The organism is Gordonia sp. JH63 (assembly GCF_009856645.1).
GTDB classification, from domain to species: Bacteria; Actinomycetota; Actinomycetes; order Mycobacteriales; family Mycobacteriaceae; genus Gordonia; species Gordonia hongkongensis.
Window position 1 is genome coordinate 3,385,108 of sequence record NZ_CP047235.1, and the last position, 18,043, is coordinate 3,403,150.

The following is an 18,043-nucleotide window of genomic DNA, read 5'->3' on the forward strand; positions in this document are numbered from 1 at the left end:
CGACGAGGAACGTCTTCCCCAACACACCTCGCGACAGCGGATATCACATTCGTAGGGTCAATTGTGCCCCATGATGCACGTGTTGCGCTAGTTTCTCCTGCGAGAAAAATTCAGTTCTGTGACGAGAGTTCATCAACGACACGATCGTTGAACTCGCTCCACAGCGGCTTCGCCCATGGTCCGAAGAGCCGATCCGTCAGCACGACGCAGGCCGCGTCGAGCGCCGGATCCACCCAGAGGAACGTGCCGGCCTGACCGAAGTGCCCGAACGTCCGCGGGGAGTTCCTCGTCCCGGTCCAGTGCGGCGACTTCTCGGACCTGATCTCGAAGCCGATCCCCCAGTCGTTGGGACGGTGCTTGCCGTACCCGGGGACGAATCCGTCGAGTCCGGGGAACCGCACCGACGTCAGCGTCCCGAAGGTCTCCGGCGCCAGCAGGCGCGGATCCAGCAACTCGCGGGCAAAGGCCGCCAAATCCGCCACGCTCGAGCGGGCGGCATGCCCGGCCGGCCCGTAGAGCGTCGTCGACGACATCTCCAGCGGCGCGCACACGGCTTCGGAGAGATAGCGGCCGAACTCGATACCGGTCGCCTCGGCCACGACCTCGGAGGCCACCTCGAAGCCCGCGCTCGAGTAGATCCGCTGCTCCCCCGGCGGGGCCTCGACCTCGCGGGTGTCGTAGGCCAGGCCGGACGCGTGCGAGAGCAGGTGGGCAAGGGTCGACCCCGACGGCCCGGCCGGGTCGTCCAGCTCGACGGCTCCCTCCTCGACGGCGACGAGCACCGCGTAGGCCACCAGCGGCTTCGTGACCGAGGCGAGCTCGTAGACGCGAGCGGGGTCGCCGAACTGGTCGGCGACCCCGTCGCGGGTGATGATCGCCGCCGACACGTGGTCGACGGGCCATTCCGTCAGAGAATCAAGGACAGACACATCGGGTCACGTTACCCGGGTGCTCACCAGTCCTCTTCGGTGTAGCGGATGACTCCGCGGATGTTCTTGCCGTCCAACATGTCCTGGTAGCCCTCATTGATCTGGTCCAGACGGTACTGCCGGGTGATCATGTCGGCGATGTTGAGCTTGCCGATCTTGTACATCGACAGCAGCTGTGGGATGTCGAGCTTCGGGTTGGCACCGCCGAAGATCGAACCCTGCAGATTCTTCTGGAGCAGGGTCAGCATGGCGAGATTGAGGTTGACATCGCTCTCGAGCATGTTGCCCATACCGGTCAGGACGCAGGTGCCACCCTTGGCGGTGATACCCATCCACAGGTCGACGTCCTTGCCGTGGACCTCGCCGACCGTGACGATCACCTTCTGGCACATGCCGCCGTGAGTGGTCTCCGCGATCGCCATGGCCGCCTCTTCGACCGTGGCGAAGGCCGCGGTGGCCCCGAACTTGAGCGCCTGCTCCCGCTTCCACTCCACCGGGTCGATGGCGAACAGGTTGCGGGCGCCGGAGATGACCGCGCCCTGCAGGGCCGCGGTACCCACGCCGCCGACACCCACGATCGCGACGTCCTCCCCCGGTCGTACGTCGCCGCTGCGGGTCGACGAGCCGTAACCGGTGGGGATGCCACAGCCGCAGAGCGCCGCGACCTCGAACGGGATGTCCTTGTCGATCTTCACCGCCGAGGCCTCGTGCACGACCATGTACGGCGCGAAGGTGCCCAGCAGCGTCATCGGGTAGACGTTCTCGCCGGCGGCGGTCTGGATCCGGAAGGTGTTGTCCGACACCGCCTCGCCCTGCAGCAGCATGGCGCCGAAGTCGCACAGGTTGGCCATTCCCGACTGACACGACGGACACTTGCCGCACGACGGGATGAACGACAGCACGACGTGGTCGCCGACCTCGAAGTCGGTGACTCCCTCACCGACCTCGGCCACGACGCCCGCACCCTCGTGACCACCGAGGATCGGGAACCCGGCCATCGGGATGCCACCGGTCATCAGGTGATGATCGGAGTGGCACATGCCGGCGGCTTCCATCTTGATCTTGATCTCGTGGGCCTTGGGATCGCCGATCTCGATGTCCTCGATCGCCCACGGCTTGTTGTGCTCCCGCAGCAATGCACCCTTTGTCTTCACTGAACTCCTCCGTTCGAACCCGGCGACGTCTCGCACCGGGAGGATCTACTCACTCCGACGGTTGCCGCCATGACGTGACAGTAGTCACTCAACCACAAAATTGGAACGTGTTCTAGTGCGTGTTTCTTGGCGCGTCGATGCCGGCGGTGGTCGGGACGGACGAGACCACGACGACCTGGGCGCGAGTGCTTGCGCCCAGGTCGGAGGGTGTCGACGTCGCCGAGGCGTCCGACGACAGTGGATACGACGGGGTCAGTCGGCCAGGCCGGCGTCCTTGCTGCCGTAGCTCTGGCGCAGGGTCGGCTTGACGACCTTGCCACCGGCGTTGCGCGGCAACTCGTCGACGATGACGATGTCCTTCGGATGCTTGAACCGCGCGAGGTTCTCGTTGAGGTACGGCTCGAGGTCGGCGAGCGTCAGGTCCTCGACGCCTTCGGCGAGCACGATCACCGCGACCGGCACCTCACCCCACTTCTCGTGTGCGCGACCGATGATCGCCGCCTCGGTGATGCTCGGATGACCGAAGAGGACGTTCTCGACCTCAGCGCAGTAGATGTTCTCGCCACCGGAGATGATCATGTCCTTGGCGCGGTCGACGACGTAGAGGAAGCCCTCCTCATCGGCACGGACCAGGTCACCGGAGTGGAACCAGCCGCCGGCGAAGGCGTCGGCGGTGCCCTGCTCGTTCTGCCAGTACCCCTTCATCATGTTCGGGCCGCGGTAGACGATCTCGCCGACCTCACCCTGCGCGACGTCGTTGCCCTCGGGGTCGACGATGCGCGCGGTCACCGCCGGGACGACCTTGCCGATGGAGCCGATCTTGCGCAGGGCGTCCTTGCCCTCGAGTACGCAGGTGATCGGCGACATCTCGCTCTGTCCGAAGACGGCGACGTTGAGCGCCTCCGGGAAGGTCTCGTTCATCGCGTTCAGGACGGTGTCCGACGCCGGGGCCGCACCCCAGCTGATCACACGTAGCTTGAGATCACGCGGCTTGGCCTGCTGCGCGGCACAGACGGCCTGCCACTGTGCGGGCACCAGGAAGATCGAGGTGGTGCCCTCGCGCTCGATGGTGTCCAGCATGTCGTCGGGATCGAACGCGCCGAGCGGATGGATCACCGAGAGGGCGCCCATGTAGAACAGGGGCGCCATGGCGCCGAGGCCGGCGATGTGGAACATCGGGGCAACACACGAGCCGATGTCGTCGGAACGGGTCTGCAGGGCCTGCAGACAGGTGACCGCCTGCGCCTGCATGTTCGTGTGGGTGAGCATGGCGCCCTTGGGCTTTCCGGTCGTGCCCGAGGTGTACATGATCAGCGCGACGGTCTCCTCGGGAACGTCGATCTCCTCGAGATCCGACGAATCCTCGGCGACGAGCGCCTCGTAGTCGAGGTGGTTGTCCTTGTCCGAACCGCCGACCACGATGGTGTGCTCGATCGCTCCGGTGGAGGCGGCCGCGGCGTCGGCCAGCGGGGCGAGCAGGGTCTCGGTGACGATCACCTTCGCGCCGCTGTCGTTGACGAGGAACGCGACCTCGGCCGGGCTCATCCGGATGTTCACCGGCACGGGGATGGCCCCGATCAGGTTCGCGCCCAGAACCGCTTCGACGTACTCCGAGCGGTTGAGCAGGACGATCAGCACACGATCGCCGAACTGCACGCCGCGGCGGCTCAGCGCGGCCGCGAAGGCGCGGCTGCGCTCGTCGAGTTCCTTCCAGGTGGTGACGTTGCCCAGGAACTTCAGCGCCGCCTTGTCCGGGGTCATGAAGGCGTGGCGGCGGATCTGGTTGTTCCAGTGGTTGCGGCGCGAACGCAGCGGCTCGGTGGCCAGGTCGCTGAAGGTGTCGACGGTCGCGGTCATACGATCGGTCTCCTCGTTGTCTCTCTGGTGGTGATGGGGTCGGGAACGGTTGTGGTACAGCGATTCCGACGTGTCGCAGTGCTCACTTGGAGGCGCCGGCGAACGCGGTGATGGCCGCCTGGAACTCCGGGGACTGGAGCAGTTCGGTCTGGCCGTCGAGTTCTCGTTCGATCGCGGCCTCGAAACCGGACATCGTGTGCGCGTCGAGCGCGGCCTTCGTGAGCCGGAGCGCCGCGGCGCTCTTGCCGGCGAGCTTGCGGGCGACCTTGCCGACCACCTCGTCGAGCGCGGCACGGTCCTCGACGACGCCGTTGACGAGTCCGGCGTCGAGAGCCTCTGCGGCACGCAGCTTCTCACCGAGCAGCGCCAGCTCGTTGGCTCGCACGCGGCCGACGGCCGTGGCGAACGACATCGAGGCCGCGCCGTCGGGCATCAGACCGATGTTGACGAACGCGAGCAGGAAATACGACCTGGCCGTCGTGTAGATGAGGTCGGCACCGAGTGCGAGCGACGCACCGATCCCGGCGGCCGCACCGTCGACCGAGGCGATCACCGGGACCGGGACCGAACGCACGGCCCGGATGAGATCAGAACCTCCGGAGATGATCTGACGCGCCTGCGTCGGAGTGAACCCGGAGGCGCCGCCCGCGGTCGACTGTCCGGCGAAGCCCCGGACATCGGCGCCCGCACTGAAACTGCCGCCCGCGCCGTCGAGCACGATCACGCGGACGTCGTCGCGAGTCGACCACTCCGCCAACGTGTCCTCGATCGCCTGATGGGCCCCGCCGTCGAGGGCGTTCATCCGTTCCGGACGAGAAATCGTCAGGCGCCCGATCCCGGAGTCGTCCACCGATGTGATGACTCCGCCGCGCGTGATCTCTTCGCTCACTGCTCTCCCCACTCCAGGCCGGCTTCTCGGTAGACACAGCCCCCCGCATCTGTGCCATCGCCTAGATTACTACCACAATGCGACGCAGATCACGAGAATCTCGGTTAACTTATCAGACCCGCAAGCCGGGCTCTCCTGCAGTTTTGCCGGTCGATGCCGAAATCTGTCACGAGAACGTGGTCTCCGGATAGGCTCTGTCGTCATGACCGCACGTCCGCAGACGTCGCGCCCGGACACCGGCGCCCGGCGTCGCCGTCCCGCCGACCGGCGACGCATGATCGTCGACGCCGCGGCGAAGGCCTTCAGCGACGGCGGGTACCACGCGGTGCGGCTCGACGACATCGCCGACGCCGTCGGCATCTCCACCCCGGCGCTGTACCGGCATTTCCCGAACAAGTACGCACTGTTCGCCGAGACCACCGCCGACCTCGCGACCGGCCTGCGCGACGTTCTCGACACCGTCCCGGAGGGGTCGCCCGAGGAGTTGCCCGCACTCCTCGAGGCGATCACCGCCACCTCGTTCGACAATCGCCGCCGCGGTGGGCTGTACCGGTGGGAGTCGCGCTACCTCGAGCCCGCCGACGCCGCGATCGTCCGCGATGTCGTCGTCCACCAGCATCGTCGTGTGCGTGCCGCCGCCCGCCGGCTGCGCCCGTCGCTGACCGATCTCGACGCCAATCTCGTTGCCGCCGCAATGATCAGCGTCGCGGCAAGTCCGACAACGCATCGCGCCTCGTTGCCGGCCCGCGAGGCGACGGCGTTGATGTCGGCCGCCGCGATCGGCCTGCTCGAAGTCGAGCTGCCAGAGCCGACCGACCCCGAGCCGCCGTCGGTGACCGGACTCGCCCCGGCCGCCAAGCGCGAGGTCATCCTGACCGAGGCGATCGAGCTGTTCGCCGCCCGCGGGTTCCGGGACGTGACGATCGAGGACATCGCACACGCGGCCGACCTGCCGGCATCAGGCGTGTACCGCCACTTCCCCAGCAAGGTCGCCATTCTCGAGGCCTCGTTCTGGCGCGCGACCGACCGGGTCACGTCGGCCATCTCCGACGCGCTGGCGGCGTCGACCACGCCCCGCGAGGCGATCGCCGCGATGGTCGCCTCGTACGTCCGGTTATCATCCAGCGCAACCGATCTCATCGCGATCTACGAGACCGAGATCGGGCACACGACTCCACAGGCACGCGAGGAACTACGCAACCAGCAGCGGATCACCGTGGACGAGTTCGCCACCTGGCTCACCCGCGTCCGCGACGAGCTGTCGCTCTCGCAGGCGCGGTTCCTCGTACACGCTTCCCTGAACGTGGTCACCGACCTGTCGCGTCAGTCCCTACCGCCCTCCCCCGACCGGATCGACGCACTGGCGATGCGGATTCTGTTGCACGGCTGACTATCTGATGACCGGCAAGCACGCCGAACCTCGCTCCCTGATCCGAAAGAACTGCAGAACCCGAGAGACGTGCTGTGCCACTGCTCCCTGAGGTGCGAGCGAAGCGAGCCACGAAGGGCTTCGCAACGTGTCTCACCAGGCCCTTCGTGGCTCGTCGCTAACGCTCCTCGCACCTCAGGGGGCAATGGTTATGTCGTTCTTCGGATTCGGAAGGCGATGGTTGGCCGCGCCCTCCGCAAGCTCCGGCCGCTCCTCAGGGAGCGATAGGACTCGCTTCTTTCGGATCAGGGAGCCGAGGCCTCACAGCACCGCGAAGTCGTCCATCAGCCAGCGACCGTCCTGCTCCACGAGGGTGACCTTGACCCGCGACTGGTACGGGAATCCCTCGGGGAACTCCTGTGCGGTCTGCGGCGATTTCAGGGTCTGGTCCAGGGTGACCAGCACAACGGCCTTGCCGTCGTCGACGGACATGAGGCCCGCATTGTCGGCCGTCGCCGTGGACACCGATTCGGCCTCGGCGGATCCGCGGCGGGCGTCCTGCGAGGACTCGATGTAGGTCTGGGTGAACGCGGGCGTGGAGATCTCCCGGATGCGTCGGTCGAGGTCAGCGTAGTCGGCAGAGTTGTAGGTCGAGATCTCGGCCGCGTATCGCCGGGCGGTCTCGAGGAGGGACGTCGTCGTACCGGCCGACGCGCTCGACTCGGCGCGTTCATCGGCATCCACGTACGCCACGGCGAGCACCGCCGTCGACGCCGCGAGGACGACGACCGCCACGATCAGCGCAATCACCGCCCACGGTCGGCTGCCGACCGTCGAAGTCCAACCGGTCCACCGGCGGGAACCACTCCTACGCGCCGTGGCGGGATCGAGCTTGCGGGGGGTGCGGTCCGAGCCAGGGCGTGGGTCCGCGACCTCGGTCGTGGCGTCGTCGGACCCGTCGGCGTCGTCCGTATCGGCCGGCTCGTCGGCACCCGTGGGCTCGTCAGCCGGGCGTCGGCGCTCGGCCTTGCGGGCTGCTTTCGCCGCCTTCGCCTCGGCCTCGGCGCGGTACTTGTCGCGGTTGCTGCGATTGGCCTGCAGGAACTCGTTGCCGTCGAGCGGGGTGACCTGCTCGCCCGTCGGCGATATCGCCTGGTGAGACTCCGCGTCGACGGACTGTTCGGGCTGGTCGGACGTGGAACGCGACTTCGGCATGCGTTCAATGTAGCGAGACGTTCCCGACGGGTTCGTCTCGCTGCCGGATCACGGCCCGTCGGTCACAGCGCACCGAGGTCCAGGGACACCCACTGTTTCGGTTCGAGGAACAGCTTGGTCTGGGGACCGTGATCCTTCTCGGCCATCTCCACGTAGGGGTCGACGGCCTGGGGCGGGAGGTAGCGCGCCGCCATCTCCTGCAGGTCGCCGCGGGTGCCCGGAACCATGTCGACCGCATCCCCCGACACGGCCACGTACATCAGCCGCGGCGACACCTCGTCGACCATGAGCGTGAACCGCCCGGCGGTTCGGATGAGCTGCAACTTGCGCGATTCAGTTCCGGTGAGCAGCCAGGGGCGACCGCCCGGCTCGTACTGGTACCACACCGGGACCGTGAGCGGCGCCCGGCCGGGCTCGGCTTCGACCGACAGCGCCGCGACATGGGGTTCGGACAGGAACGCTTCTCGTTCGGATTTCGTGAGTGCCATGATCCGACGGTAGTTCGGACCACCGACATTCCCCTCCGGGTTCGACGACCCGGAGGAGAGCGGTGTGACTACTTCCAGGGTTCGAGAACCTCGGCGGCGCGTTCGGCGAGCACCATCTGGAAGATCGGGCCGAAACTGACCCGGGCGACACCGAGTTCGGCCAGTGCCGCTTTGGTGTTCTTGGTCGGATGGCCGATCGCGTTGACCGGCAACGGCAGTTCGCTGGTGAGCCGCTTCTGCGCGGCGTCGTCGTGGAAACCGACCGGGTACAGCACGTCTGCGCCGGCATCGGCAGCCAGCTTCATTCGCTCGATCGCCCGGTCGAGGCGGTCGGATTCGTCGCCGACCTGCTTGACGAACAGGTCGGTGCGCGCGTTGATCACCACGTGGACATCGGTGGCGTCGGACGCCGCCCGCAGCGCACCTACGAAATCGGCGTGCTCCTGTGGCTCGCGAAGGCGTCCGCCCTCGCTGTGCACGGTGTCCTCGATGTTCAGACCGACGGCACCCGCGGCGATCAGGCCGTCGATGAGCGTCTTCGGGTCCTCCCCGTAGCCGGACTCGATGTCGACGGAGATCGGGACGTCGACCGCCGTGGTGATCTGCCGGATGCGGGTAGTCAGTTCCTCGAACGTGATTCCTTCGTTGTCGGGCTTGCCGATCGAGTCCGACACCGGGTGACTGCCGACGGTGAGCGCGGTGAACCCGGCGGAGATCGCGAGGTTCGCCGACCAGGCGTCCCACACCGTGGGCAGGATGACCGGGTTTCCCGGTTGGTGGAGTTCGAGCAGAGTCGTGGCCTTGCCGGCGAGTTCCGTCATGGTCCCTACAACTACGCGAGTTCCCGGTCTCATTCCACCGCCATTGCGCTACTTGCGCCAGAACAAATGGTGCGTCACGCCACTGGTGCTCGGGACGGATTCGTGGTGATACCGGCCCTCGAGCTCCTCGGGTGACTCCCAGAGTTTGAGTCCGGCGCCGATCGTGACGGGTGCGACGGCGATGTGGAGGGTGTCGATGAGGTCGGCGTCGAGGAACTCCCGGACGGTGCTCACGCCGCCGCCGATACGTACGTCCTTGCCGTCCGCCGCGGCCTTCGCCTGCTCGGCGGCCTCGGCCGGGGTCGCGTCCAAGAAGTGAAACGTGGTGTCACTCAGCGTGAACGACGGCCGCACATGGTGCGTCAGTACGAAGACGGGAGTGTGGAACGGCGGCTCATCACCCCACCAGCCCGGCCACTCATGGTCGATCCACGGTCCGCGCTGATAACCGAACTTGTTGCGGCCCATGATCTCCGCACCGATGTTATGAGCGAAGTCGCGGGTGAAATAGTCGTCGAGGCCGCGGGTGCCACCCGGGTCGGTCCGGTTGGGCCAGCTCGCGGTGGCGCCCGCCCACGACATCAGTTCCCACGGTTCGACGCGATCACCGAAGGGACGCTCGAACGTCCGGTTCTCCCCCGCCCCGACCCCATCTTGTGAGATCGAGAAGTTCTGGACTCTGAGTAGCTGTGGCATGGTTCGGCTTCCTTGTCGGTCGGCACGAGCAATCTATGCGGACAGACTCGGTGTCGCAGCCGAACTCATCGATGCGACTCGGCGCGGAGCACGCCGGACGCCGATCGTACGACGCCGGGTCAGGCGAGCGCCTGCGCGATGACCTCCGCGACGGGGGTCGACGACCGGCCGATGAGCGACTGGAGGTCGCCGGAGTCGGTGTCCAGCTCACCGCGGCTGATCCCGGCATCTGCGCCGGCCAGCATCGCGGCGACCGGTTCCGGCAGACCCGCGCTGACGAGAGCGGCCTGGTAGTCGGCTTCGGAGAGGTCGCGGTACTGGACGGTCGCACCCGATGCCACACCGATCGCTCGGGCGAATTCGCCGTAGGTCAGCCGCTCGTCACCACCCAACTCGTAGACCTTGCCGGCCTGGTCCGAGTCGGCGGTGAGGACCGCTGCGGCCGCAGCCGCGTAGTCGGCACGAGCGGCGGCAGCGAGTTTTCCCTCACCCGCGGCACCCAGGAGCGTTCCGGTCGCCGCCGCCTGCGGGATGGCGGCCAGGTAGTTCTCCCAGTACCAGCCGTTGCGCAGGATCACGGCGGGCACCGACGACTCGTTCAGTCGAGCTTCGGTGGCGACGTGCTCGGGAGCCAGACTCAGACCGCTCGTGTCGGCGTGCAGCAGGCTGGTGTAGGCGATCAGTTCGACGGAGTTGGCCTCCGCCGCCTCGATCACGTTGGTGTGCTGGGCAACACGTTGCCCCACCGCCGAACCCGAGACCAGCAGCAACTTGTCGACGCCGACGAGGGCGTCGACAAGTGATGCCGGATCGTCATAGTCGGCGACACGGACCGAAACGCCGTGCGACACGAGCTTCGAAGCCTTCGACTCGTCGCGGACTATCGCCACCACGTCGGCGGCGGCGATGCCCCGGGCGAGTAGTTCGTCGATTACGAGTCCGCCGAGCTGTCCCGTCGCGCCGGTCACTGCTGTGGTCATCTGATTCCTCATCTCTGTCGGTTGGACGACTCCCAGTATGCACTTACTTTTCGTAAGTGCAATACGAACTGTTAGCAAGGTCTCGTCGATTCGGCTACCGTTGAGCACGTGACCGAGATCAGCGACGAGTCCCTCGAGGCGGACGTTTTCGCCCGGGACTGCTCGTCCCGGACCACACTGCAGACCGTTACCGGACGCTGGGGCAGCCTCGTGCTGATCGCGTTGGGGGAGAGCAACTATCGATTCAGCGCGCTGCGGCGACGCGTCGACGGCGTGAGCGAACGGATGCTCTCGCAGACCCTGCAGAGCCTCGAACGCGACGGCATGATCGTGCGCACCGTCCTCGAAGCCATCCCGCCGAAGGTCGAGTACCACCTCACTCCGCTCGGCAGGCAGGTCGCCGACCAGTTGAGCGGCCTGATCGAACTCGTGCAGGACAACATGCCGACCGTCCGCGACGCCCAGGCCGACTACGACGAGCGACGCGGGGGCGACTGAAACCACTCTCGTCGGGTACACGTGGAGACGTAGGAGTCCGACGACGAGAGGAGCGTCCCGATGACGTCACCGGAAGCCGACCTGCCGGTCGAGGCCAACGAGGCCGATGCACTCGAGCAGGCCCAGACGGCAGCGCCCGATCCCGCTGAAGGTGTCAACCCCAGCGTGCCGTTCGAGGCCGACGACGCCGACGCCGCCGAACAGGCCACCGAGGTCGAGATCGACCCCGAGGACTACCCCCGGGAGTAGCGCAGCGGGCGGCCTGGGCGCCGCATGCGGCTGACCGCCCGTTTTGTCGTCCGACATGACCATGCGCTAAAGTCTGTCCTCGGTCCTGATGACGCGCTCCACGAGCGCCGAGCAGGTCCGAGGCAGTCCCCCATAGCTCAATTGGCAGAGCATTCGACTGTTAATCGAACGGTTACTGGTTCGAGTCCAGTTGGGGGAGCAAGAGGCCCGTCACCCGCGTCGGCAGGTGACGGGTTTTCTCGTCTTCGGCAGTCGTGCCGGACCGCATTCATATGACCGTCGACCGTGCGGTAATGTCCAGCAGCGGGCTCTCGGGCCCACGGGGCGGTAGCTCAGTCGGTTAGAGCCGCGGACTCATAATCCGTAGGTCGCGGGTTCGAGCCCCGCCCGCCCCACGCACGAAAAGCGTTGTAGCACAGAGCGAGAGCAAACAATCCCCCGGCCGGGCCCGCAGCGCTCACTCACCCACTGTGGGTGGCACATCGGTCGATTCGGCCATCACCGCAGAGCCACTGAGTGTCTCGTTGGCGCGGCGCTCGACCAGCAGCGGCACGAAGTCGCGCACGTCGGTGCCGTCGAAGTGTCGGTACGCGGCTTCGACCGCCATCGGCCACTTCCTCGGGTTTTCTGTCGCCGTACATCCCGATCAGGCGGTGCTGAACCTCGGTCACCTGCCGGCGCTCGTCATTCGCGTCCACGCTCCCACGCTAGGCAGCGACCGGGTCGTCTCCCAGTGTGGGAGGCAAACCGTCGTCGACTGTTCAGCTGGAGTTCGTCGCCGGCCGCCGCCACCGGGCTCATCGTTCGACGCGACACCAGTACTCGGTCTCACCGGGAATGGGCGTGAGTCTGACCTCGCCGCCCTCGTGACGGTCGAACAGCCGGATGCCCGCCCCCAGGAACACCGGGACGAAGAACACGAGCACCTCGTCGAGCAGCCCGTGATCGATCATCTGTCGCGCGACGTCGGCGCCGATGACGGTGACGTAACCATCGCCGGCCGTCCGGGCGGCGAGGTCGACCGCCTCGTGCAGATTCGAGACGAACGTGAAGCCGTCGACGGGGTCCGCCGGCGGGTTGTGTGTGAGAACGACGGCGGGACCGTCGTATTCGCCGCCGAACGCACCCTCGCGGTCGGTGCCCTTGTTGCGGTCATCGCCGCGGAACGACCGGTTGCCGACCAACACCGCGCCGGTACCACGCATCAACCGGTCGGCCGCGTCGTCGGCTGCCCGGTTCTGTCCCTCGGCGGGGACGTCGAAGAACCGGGTCAGCCACGACATGTCCCCGCCGGGGCCCGCGATGTACCCGTCGAGCGATGCGGTCGCCGAATAGATGGTGGTCGCCATGATCAGTGCCCGTCGTAGCGGTGTCGACAGATAGACCGGCGCCACCACGCGAACTCATCGGCCCGGCGGGGGCTTCGACTCGGCTCAACCCGCAGAGCCGGCGCGACTCGCAGGACTCAGCCCGCGTCGACGATGGGGTCGACCGCCTGTTCCAGCAGGCTCCGACGGTAGGCCTCGAGGGCGACGAGATCGCCGAAGACCGCGTTGTACCCGTCCGGGTCGTCGCTGGGTGCCATCCGGCGTAGACGCGACTTGATGTCGGCGATCTGGGAACCGACCCACACCTCTTGTAGCCTGGCGAGCACGCTCGTGATGTAGCGCGCGATGTTGTCCTCGTCGACGGGCATCGACTCGACCGCCAGCTCGGTCACCAGCGGGTCGATGACGGGGTCGTCGACGGCATTGCGCACGACGTCGACCCAGGCCGCGCCACCCAGCCCGGCCGACGTGCCCCCGAGGCCGGTCATCGCCTGCCGGATGATGGCGTAGGCCGGCTCGTTGAAGCACTCGACGGGCAGCGAGTCGAAGACCGTGCCGGCGATCGCCGGATACTGCAGCGCCGCCTTCAGTGCTTCCCGCTGCGGCCACAGGCGCGGGTCGTTGGGCTGGGGGCGGGCGGACGTCGGCGCGGCCTCCGCCTCCGGCCGATTACGAGCACCGCGACCGCTCCCCCGACTGCCGGAGTTACTGACGCCCTGCGCCTTTCGGATTCTCGCGCCTTCTTCGCGGACTCTGCCGAGAACCTGGGAGACCTCCTCCCAACCGACCCAACCCGCCAGCTGGCGGGCGTACTCGTCACGCAGCGCGATGTCCTTGATCCGGGCGACCACCGGGACGGTGTCGCGCAACGCGTGGACGCGGCCCTCGGCGGTGTCGAGGTCGTGGCCGGCGAGGAGGGCCTTGATCGCGAACTCGAACATCGGCACCCGACGCGCGACCAGGTCGCGGACGGCGGCGTCGCCCTTCTCCTGCCGGAGTTCGCAGGGGTCCATGCCGTCGGGCGCGATCGCCACGAACGTCTGCCCCGAGATGGACTGTTCGCCCTCGAAGGCCTTGAGCGCGGCTGCTTTTCCGGCATCGTCCCCGTCGAAGGTGTAGATCACCTCGCCGCGGAAGTACGAGTCGTCCATCATCAGCCGCCGGATGAGGGCGAGGTGGTCCTCACCGAAGGCGGTCCCACACGAGGCGACCGCGGTGGTGACGCCGGCCAGATGCATCGCCATGACGTCGGTGTAGCCCTCGACGACCACCACCTGATGCCCCTTGGCGATGCTCTTCTTCGCGTGATCGAGACCGAACAGCACCTGAGACTTCTTGTACAGCATGGTTTCCGGCGTGTTCATGTACTTGCCGAGGTTGTCGTCGTCGAACAGTTTGCGGGCGCCGAAGCCGATGATGTCCCCGCCGAGGTTGCGGATCGGCCACAGGAGACGGCGATGGAAGCGGTCGATCGGCCCCTTGCGTCCTTGCTTGGACAGGCCGGCGGCCTCGAGTTCGCTGAACTCGAAGCCCTGCGACAGCAGCGCCTTGGTCATCGTGTCCCAGCCGGCAGGTGCGTAACCGCAACCGAATTGGACGGCCGCCACCGCGTCGAAGTCGCGTTCCTTGAGGTAGTCGCGCGCCGGCTGCGCCTCGGGTGACTGCAGCGCGGCCGCGTAGAACTTGGCCGCGGCGGCGTTGGCGGCCACCAATCGCGCGCGGGTGCCGCGGTCCCGCTTGATGGCGGTACCGCCGCCCTCGTAGTTGATCTGGTAGCCGATCCGATCGGCGAGCTGCTCGACCGCCTCGACGAAGCTGATGTGCTCCTGCTTCTGCAAGAAGCTGTAGACGTCGCCGCCCTCGCCGCAGCCGAAGCAGTGGAAGTGGCCGTGATTGGGACGGACGTGGAACGACGGCGACTTCTCGTCGTGGAAGGGGCACAGACCCTTGAGGCTGTCGGCACCGGCGCGCCGGAGGGCGACGTAGTCGCCGACGATGTCCTCGATCCTCGTCTGCTCACGGATCGCCGTGATGTCGCGATCGGGAATTCGGCCTGCCACGCGACCAGTGTAATGACGCCGGTGAGGCCGCCCGGCCGGGTGCTTCGTCGACCACGCCCGGCCTACCCCAGATGCGCCTGGGCCCCCGAATTGTGCTTGTCGGTGCGCTCGAGCCGGCCTTCGGTCATGGACGCGATCTGGTCGACGATGACGCGCATGCGGGCGGCATCGTCGGACGCGGCGTTCCACCACGGCACGAAGATCGGGTCCAGGCCCCCTGGCGCCGCCTCGGCGAACCAGTTCGCGACCCGGTGGATGCGTTCCCGCTGACGACGCTGCGTCGCCTTGTGCCGCTCGTTGGAGAAGATGAAGCGCAGGGCCAGGGTCTTGAGCATCGACACCTCGGCGGCGATGAGTTCCGGCACCTCGAGGTCGGCGTCGTAGCGCGAGACCGGCCGGTCGCCGACCACCTCGCGGGTGCCGGTGATCGCGGCCGACGCGAAGCGGCCGATGAACTCACTGGTCAACCTCTTGAGTGCGACGTAGGAGTCGAGCGTGCCGTCGAAGACACCCACCGACCGCACGATGTCCATGCGGTGCAGGCGGGCGGCGGCGTCGACGAGGGCCTCGGGGTCGAGACCCGGGAATTCCTTGGCGCCGATGTCGGCGAGCGCGCGTTGGTCCTGCGGCTCGCCGAGGGTCCGCAGGTCGATTCGGCCACCGATGACGCCGTCCTCGAGGTCGTGCACGGAGTACGCCACGTCGTCGGACCAGTCCATGATCTGGGCCTCGACGCACTGTCGGGTCCCGGGCGCGTCCCGACGAATCCACGCCAGCATGGCGGCATCGTCGTCGTAGGCGCCGAACTTGCCTCCGGGTGTGCGTCGGGTCCACGGATACTTCAGGGTCGCGTCCAGCGACGCGCGGGTGAGGTTGAGGCCGGCGCTGCGCCCGTCGGCATCGAGCAGCTTGGGTTCGAGCCGCGTCAGGATGCGCAGGTTCTGGGCGTTGCCCTCGAAACCACCGTGGTCCGCCGCCACCTCGTCGAGCGCGCGTTCGCCGTTGTGTCCGTAGGGCGGATGCCCGATGTCGTGGGCGAGTCCGGCGAGTTCGACGAGGTCGGGTTCGGCGCCGAGACCGATGGCGATCCCCCGGCCGATCTGCCCGACCTCGAGCGAATGTGTGAGCCGGGTACGGGGCGTGTCGCCCTCGCGCGGACCGACGACCTGCGTCTTGTCGGCCAGCCTGCGCAGGGCGGCCGAGTGCAGGACCCGCGCACGGTCCCGCGCGAAGTCGCTTCGATGGTCGGTCCGGGTGCCGGGCAGGCTCGCGACCTTGGCGCCCTCGGGCACGAACCGCTCGACGGCCTCGTCGCCGTAGGTTGCCACCGTCGGGAGCACATGCCCGACCGTCTCGGGACCCTGTCGGGTGCTAGTCAAGCACCCAGCCCCGGGCGACGGCGAAGTCGGTGACCCGCTGCCTGATCGCCACGATCTGACGAGCCGTGAGGGCGCCGTCGGCGTCGAGGAGCAGCTCGGTGAGCTCTTCGGTGAACGCGGCGGCATCCAGCGAGCCGCCCCCGCCGCGCGGACGACGACTGCCGCGGTCGTCGTGACGTCCGCGGTCGCCCCGGTCCCCACGATCACGGTCGCGGCCGTGGTGCTCGTCGCGGCGGTGCGCCCGTGCGCCGGCGGTGTCGTCGGCCGGCGCGGCCTCGGTCACCGCGACGTTGACGGCCTTGGAACCGCGGTCGGTCTCCTCGATGTCGAAGGACACCTTGGCACCCGGTTTCAACGAGTTCTCGTCGATGTCGATGTCGTTGATGTGGAGGAACACATCGGCGCCGCCCGATTCCGGCGCCAAGAACCCGAATCCCCGATTCGCGTCGTAATGAACGACTTTCCCGCTGACAGACACGACTCCACTCACTCTCTCGTCGCGCGCACGACGGACCCCATGCCCTACTCCACGCGACAACTCGTCATCGATTGTGACAGACATCCGCAGGTCAGGCGGAATCGTGAACACCCGGCCCGCGCGGCCGGGAGCAGGATCAGGCGCCGAGCAGCTTGCCGCCGAGATACTCGGCGACCTTGTCGAGCGCGACCCGCTCCTGGCTCATGGTGTCCCGTTCGCGCACCGTGACGGCCTGGTCGTCGAGGGTGTCGAAGTCGACCGTCACGCAGAACGGCGTGCCGATCTCGTCCTGCCGGCGGTACCGCTTGCCGATGCCCTGTGCGTCGTCGAACTCGACGTTCCAGTGCTTGCGGAGTTCGGCGGCGAGGTCGCGGGCCTTCGGCGAGAGCTTCTCGTTGCGCGAGAGCGGCAGCACGGCGACCTTGATCGGGGCCAGCCGGCGGTCGAGCCGCAGCACCGTACGGGTGTCGGTGCCGCCCTTGGCGTTCGGCACCTCCTCCTCGGTGTAGGCGTCGCACAGGAAGGCCATCAGCGAGCGGGTCAGGCCGGCCGCCGGCTCGATCACGAACGGGGTGTAGCGCTCACCCGACGCCTGGTCGAAGAACGACAGGTCCTCCCCCGAGTGCTTGCTGTGGGTGGACAGGTCGTAGTCGGTCCGGTTGGCGACACCCTCGAGCTCACCCCACGGGTTGCCGGTGAAGCCGAACTTGTACTCCACGTCCACAGTCCGCTTGGAGTAGTGCGACAGCTTCTCCTTCGGGTGGTCGTAGAGCCGCAGGTTCTCCGGGTCGATGCCCAGGTTGACGTACCAGTCGAAGCGCTGGTCGATCCAGTACTGGTGCCATTCCTCGTCCTCGCCCGGCTTGACGAAGAACTCCATTTCCATCTGCTCGAACTCGCGGGTGCGGAAGATGAAGTTGCCCGGTGTGATCTCGTTGCGGAAGCTCTTGCCGATCTGCGCGATGCCGAACGGCGGCTTCTTGCGCGCGGTGGTCATCACGTTCTTGAAGTTCACGAAGATGCCCTGTGCGGTCTCGGGACGCAGGTAGTGCAGACCCTCTTCGTCGTCGACGGGCCCGAGGAACGTCTTCATCAGACCGCTGAACGCCTTGGGTTCGGTCCAGTTGCCGGGCTGCCCGGTCTCCGGGTCGTTGATGTCGGCCAGACCGTTGGCCGGCGGGTGCCCGTGCTTCGCCTCGTAGGCCTCGATGAGATGGTCGGCGCGGTAGCGCTTGTGGGTGTGCAGCGACTCGACCAGCGGGTCGGTGAACACCTCGACGTGGCCGGAGGCCTCCCACACCTGACGCGGCAGGATGACCGACGAGTCGAGGCCGACGACGTCCTCGCGGCTGATGACCATCGTGCGCCACCACTGCCGCTTGATGTTCTCCTTGAGTTCGACGCCGAGCGGGCCGTAGTCCCACGCCGATTTGGTACCGCCGTAGATCTCACCGCACTGGTACACCAGGCCCCGGCGCTTGGCGAGGTTGACGACGGATTCCACATTGGACTGGGCGGCCACGGTTAACTGCTCTCCACGGGTTGAGGTGTTCGGCTGGGACGGTCGTGCTGACGCTCGGTGCTCGACGTGCATCCACCAGATGCGGGCGGCAACCCGTACAGACTACCGAGCACGTGTGCCGTTTCCCGAAA

General features: G+C 67.3%; 18 protein-coding genes and 2 tRNA genes. 5 read left to right on the plus strand and 15 right to left on the minus strand.

The genetic code is table 11. The features are described 5' to 3' along the window. Positions 1-110 precede the first annotated feature (110 nt). The 4 genes from GR168_RS15060 to GR168_RS15075 all read right to left on the minus strand — a co-directional run bounded on the left by GR168_RS15060 (position 111) and on the right by GR168_RS15075 (position 4,829). Positions 111-929, minus strand: coding sequence for a serine hydrolase domain-containing protein (locus GR168_RS15060; RefSeq protein WP_065630089.1), 819 nt, complete (start codon positions 927-929; stop codon positions 111-113). Positions 930-952: 23 nt separating this feature from the next. Then, positions 953-2,083, minus strand: a complete 1,131-nt coding sequence (locus GR168_RS15065) for an NDMA-dependent alcohol dehydrogenase (protein WP_065630090.1) — start codon at positions 2,081-2,083, stop codon at positions 953-955. Between the two features lie 252 nt (positions 2,084-2,335). Then, on the minus strand, positions 2,336-3,940 hold the full coding sequence (gene fadD5 / locus GR168_RS15070) for a fatty-acid--CoA ligase FadD5 (RefSeq protein WP_159371099.1): 1,605 nt from the start codon (positions 3,938-3,940) through the stop codon (positions 2,336-2,338). 82 nt (positions 3,941-4,022) lie between these two features. Beyond that, the gene (locus GR168_RS15075; protein ID WP_159371100.1) at positions 4,023-4,829 is read right to left on the minus strand and encodes an enoyl-CoA hydratase-related protein; all 807 of its coding nucleotides are present in this window, start codon (positions 4,827-4,829) and stop codon (positions 4,023-4,025) included. 202 nt (positions 4,830-5,031) lie between these two features. Here GR168_RS15075 and GR168_RS15080 point away from each other — a divergent pair, with 202 nt between their 5' ends. Then, positions 5,032-6,219, plus strand: a complete 1,188-nt coding sequence (locus tag GR168_RS15080; RefSeq protein WP_078112763.1) for a TetR/AcrR family transcriptional regulator — start codon at positions 5,032-5,034, stop codon at positions 6,217-6,219. 300 nt (positions 6,220-6,519) lie between these two features. Here the strand turns inward: GR168_RS15080 and GR168_RS15085 are convergent, their stop codons facing one another. The 5 genes from GR168_RS15085 to GR168_RS15105 all read right to left on the minus strand — a co-directional run bounded on the left by GR168_RS15085 (position 6,520) and on the right by GR168_RS15105 (position 10,398). Beyond that, positions 6,520-7,413, minus strand: a complete 894-nt coding sequence (locus GR168_RS15085; RefSeq protein ID WP_159371101.1) for a hypothetical protein — start codon at positions 7,411-7,413, stop codon at positions 6,520-6,522. Between the two features lie 62 nt (positions 7,414-7,475). Further along, positions 7,476-7,901 (minus strand): pyridoxamine 5'-phosphate oxidase family protein, encoded by a 426-nt coding sequence (locus GR168_RS15090; RefSeq protein WP_065631454.1) that lies wholly within the window; start codon positions 7,899-7,901, stop codon positions 7,476-7,478. Between the two features lie 68 nt (positions 7,902-7,969). After that, positions 7,970-8,722, minus strand: a complete 753-nt coding sequence (locus tag GR168_RS15095; RefSeq protein ID WP_058252063.1) for an isocitrate lyase/phosphoenolpyruvate mutase family protein — start codon at positions 8,720-8,722, stop codon at positions 7,970-7,972. Positions 8,723-8,770: 48 nt separating this feature from the next. Beyond that, complete coding sequence (locus GR168_RS15100; protein WP_159371102.1) at positions 8,771-9,418, minus strand: dihydrofolate reductase family protein; 648 nt, start codon at positions 9,416-9,418, stop codon at positions 8,771-8,773. A 119-nt stretch (positions 9,419-9,537) separates the two neighbouring features. Beyond that, entirely contained in the window at positions 9,538-10,398 is an 861-nt protein-coding gene (locus tag GR168_RS15105) for an SDR family oxidoreductase (RefSeq protein ID WP_058252065.1), read from the minus strand. 108 nt (positions 10,399-10,506) lie between these two features. Between GR168_RS15105 and GR168_RS15110 the strand changes: the two genes are divergently transcribed. From GR168_RS15110 to GR168_RS15125, 4 genes are all read left to right on the plus strand, one after another. Continuing rightward, positions 10,507-10,896 (plus strand): helix-turn-helix domain-containing protein, encoded by a 390-nt coding sequence (locus GR168_RS15110; RefSeq protein WP_065631457.1) that lies wholly within the window; start codon positions 10,507-10,509, stop codon positions 10,894-10,896. A 60-nt stretch (positions 10,897-10,956) separates the two neighbouring features. Further along, the gene (locus tag GR168_RS15115; RefSeq protein WP_058252067.1) at positions 10,957-11,145 is read left to right on the plus strand and encodes a hypothetical protein; all 189 of its coding nucleotides are present in this window, start codon (positions 10,957-10,959) and stop codon (positions 11,143-11,145) included. A 126-nt stretch (positions 11,146-11,271) separates the two neighbouring features. After that, a tRNA-Asn gene (locus GR168_RS15120) sits at positions 11,272-11,344 on the plus strand. 122 nt (positions 11,345-11,466) lie between these two features. Next, positions 11,467-11,540 (plus strand) — tRNA-Ile (locus tag GR168_RS15125). Between the two features lie 62 nt (positions 11,541-11,602). Here GR168_RS15125 and GR168_RS23945 read toward each other — a convergent pair. From GR168_RS23945 to GR168_RS15155, 6 genes are all read right to left on the minus strand, one after another. Next, a complete protein-coding gene (locus GR168_RS23945; protein WP_238994908.1) occupies positions 11,603-11,752 on the minus strand; it encodes a hypothetical protein in 150 nt (49 codons plus the stop codon). Between the two features lie 190 nt (positions 11,753-11,942). Beyond that, on the minus strand, positions 11,943-12,494 hold the full coding sequence (locus GR168_RS15135; protein ID WP_159371944.1) for a dihydrofolate reductase family protein: 552 nt from the start codon (positions 12,492-12,494) through the stop codon (positions 11,943-11,945). A gap of 116 nt (positions 12,495-12,610) precedes the next feature. Further along, positions 12,611-14,533, minus strand: a complete 1,923-nt coding sequence (gene dnaG / locus GR168_RS15140) for a DNA primase (RefSeq protein WP_159371103.1) — start codon at positions 14,531-14,533, stop codon at positions 12,611-12,613. A gap of 62 nt (positions 14,534-14,595) precedes the next feature. Further along, entirely contained in the window at positions 14,596-15,912 is a 1,317-nt protein-coding gene (locus GR168_RS15145) for a deoxyguanosinetriphosphate triphosphohydrolase (RefSeq protein ID WP_159371104.1), read from the minus strand. Continuing rightward, positions 15,905-16,390, minus strand: coding sequence for a cold shock domain-containing protein (locus GR168_RS15150; protein ID WP_058252071.1), 486 nt, complete (start codon positions 16,388-16,390; stop codon positions 15,905-15,907). The genes GR168_RS15145 and GR168_RS15150 overlap by 8 nt, the downstream gene beginning before the upstream one ends. 136 nt (positions 16,391-16,526) lie before the next feature. After that, positions 16,527-17,912, minus strand: coding sequence for a glycine--tRNA ligase (locus GR168_RS15155; RefSeq protein ID WP_004023004.1), 1,386 nt, complete (start codon positions 17,910-17,912; stop codon positions 16,527-16,529). Positions 17,913-18,043 lie beyond the last annotated feature (131 nt).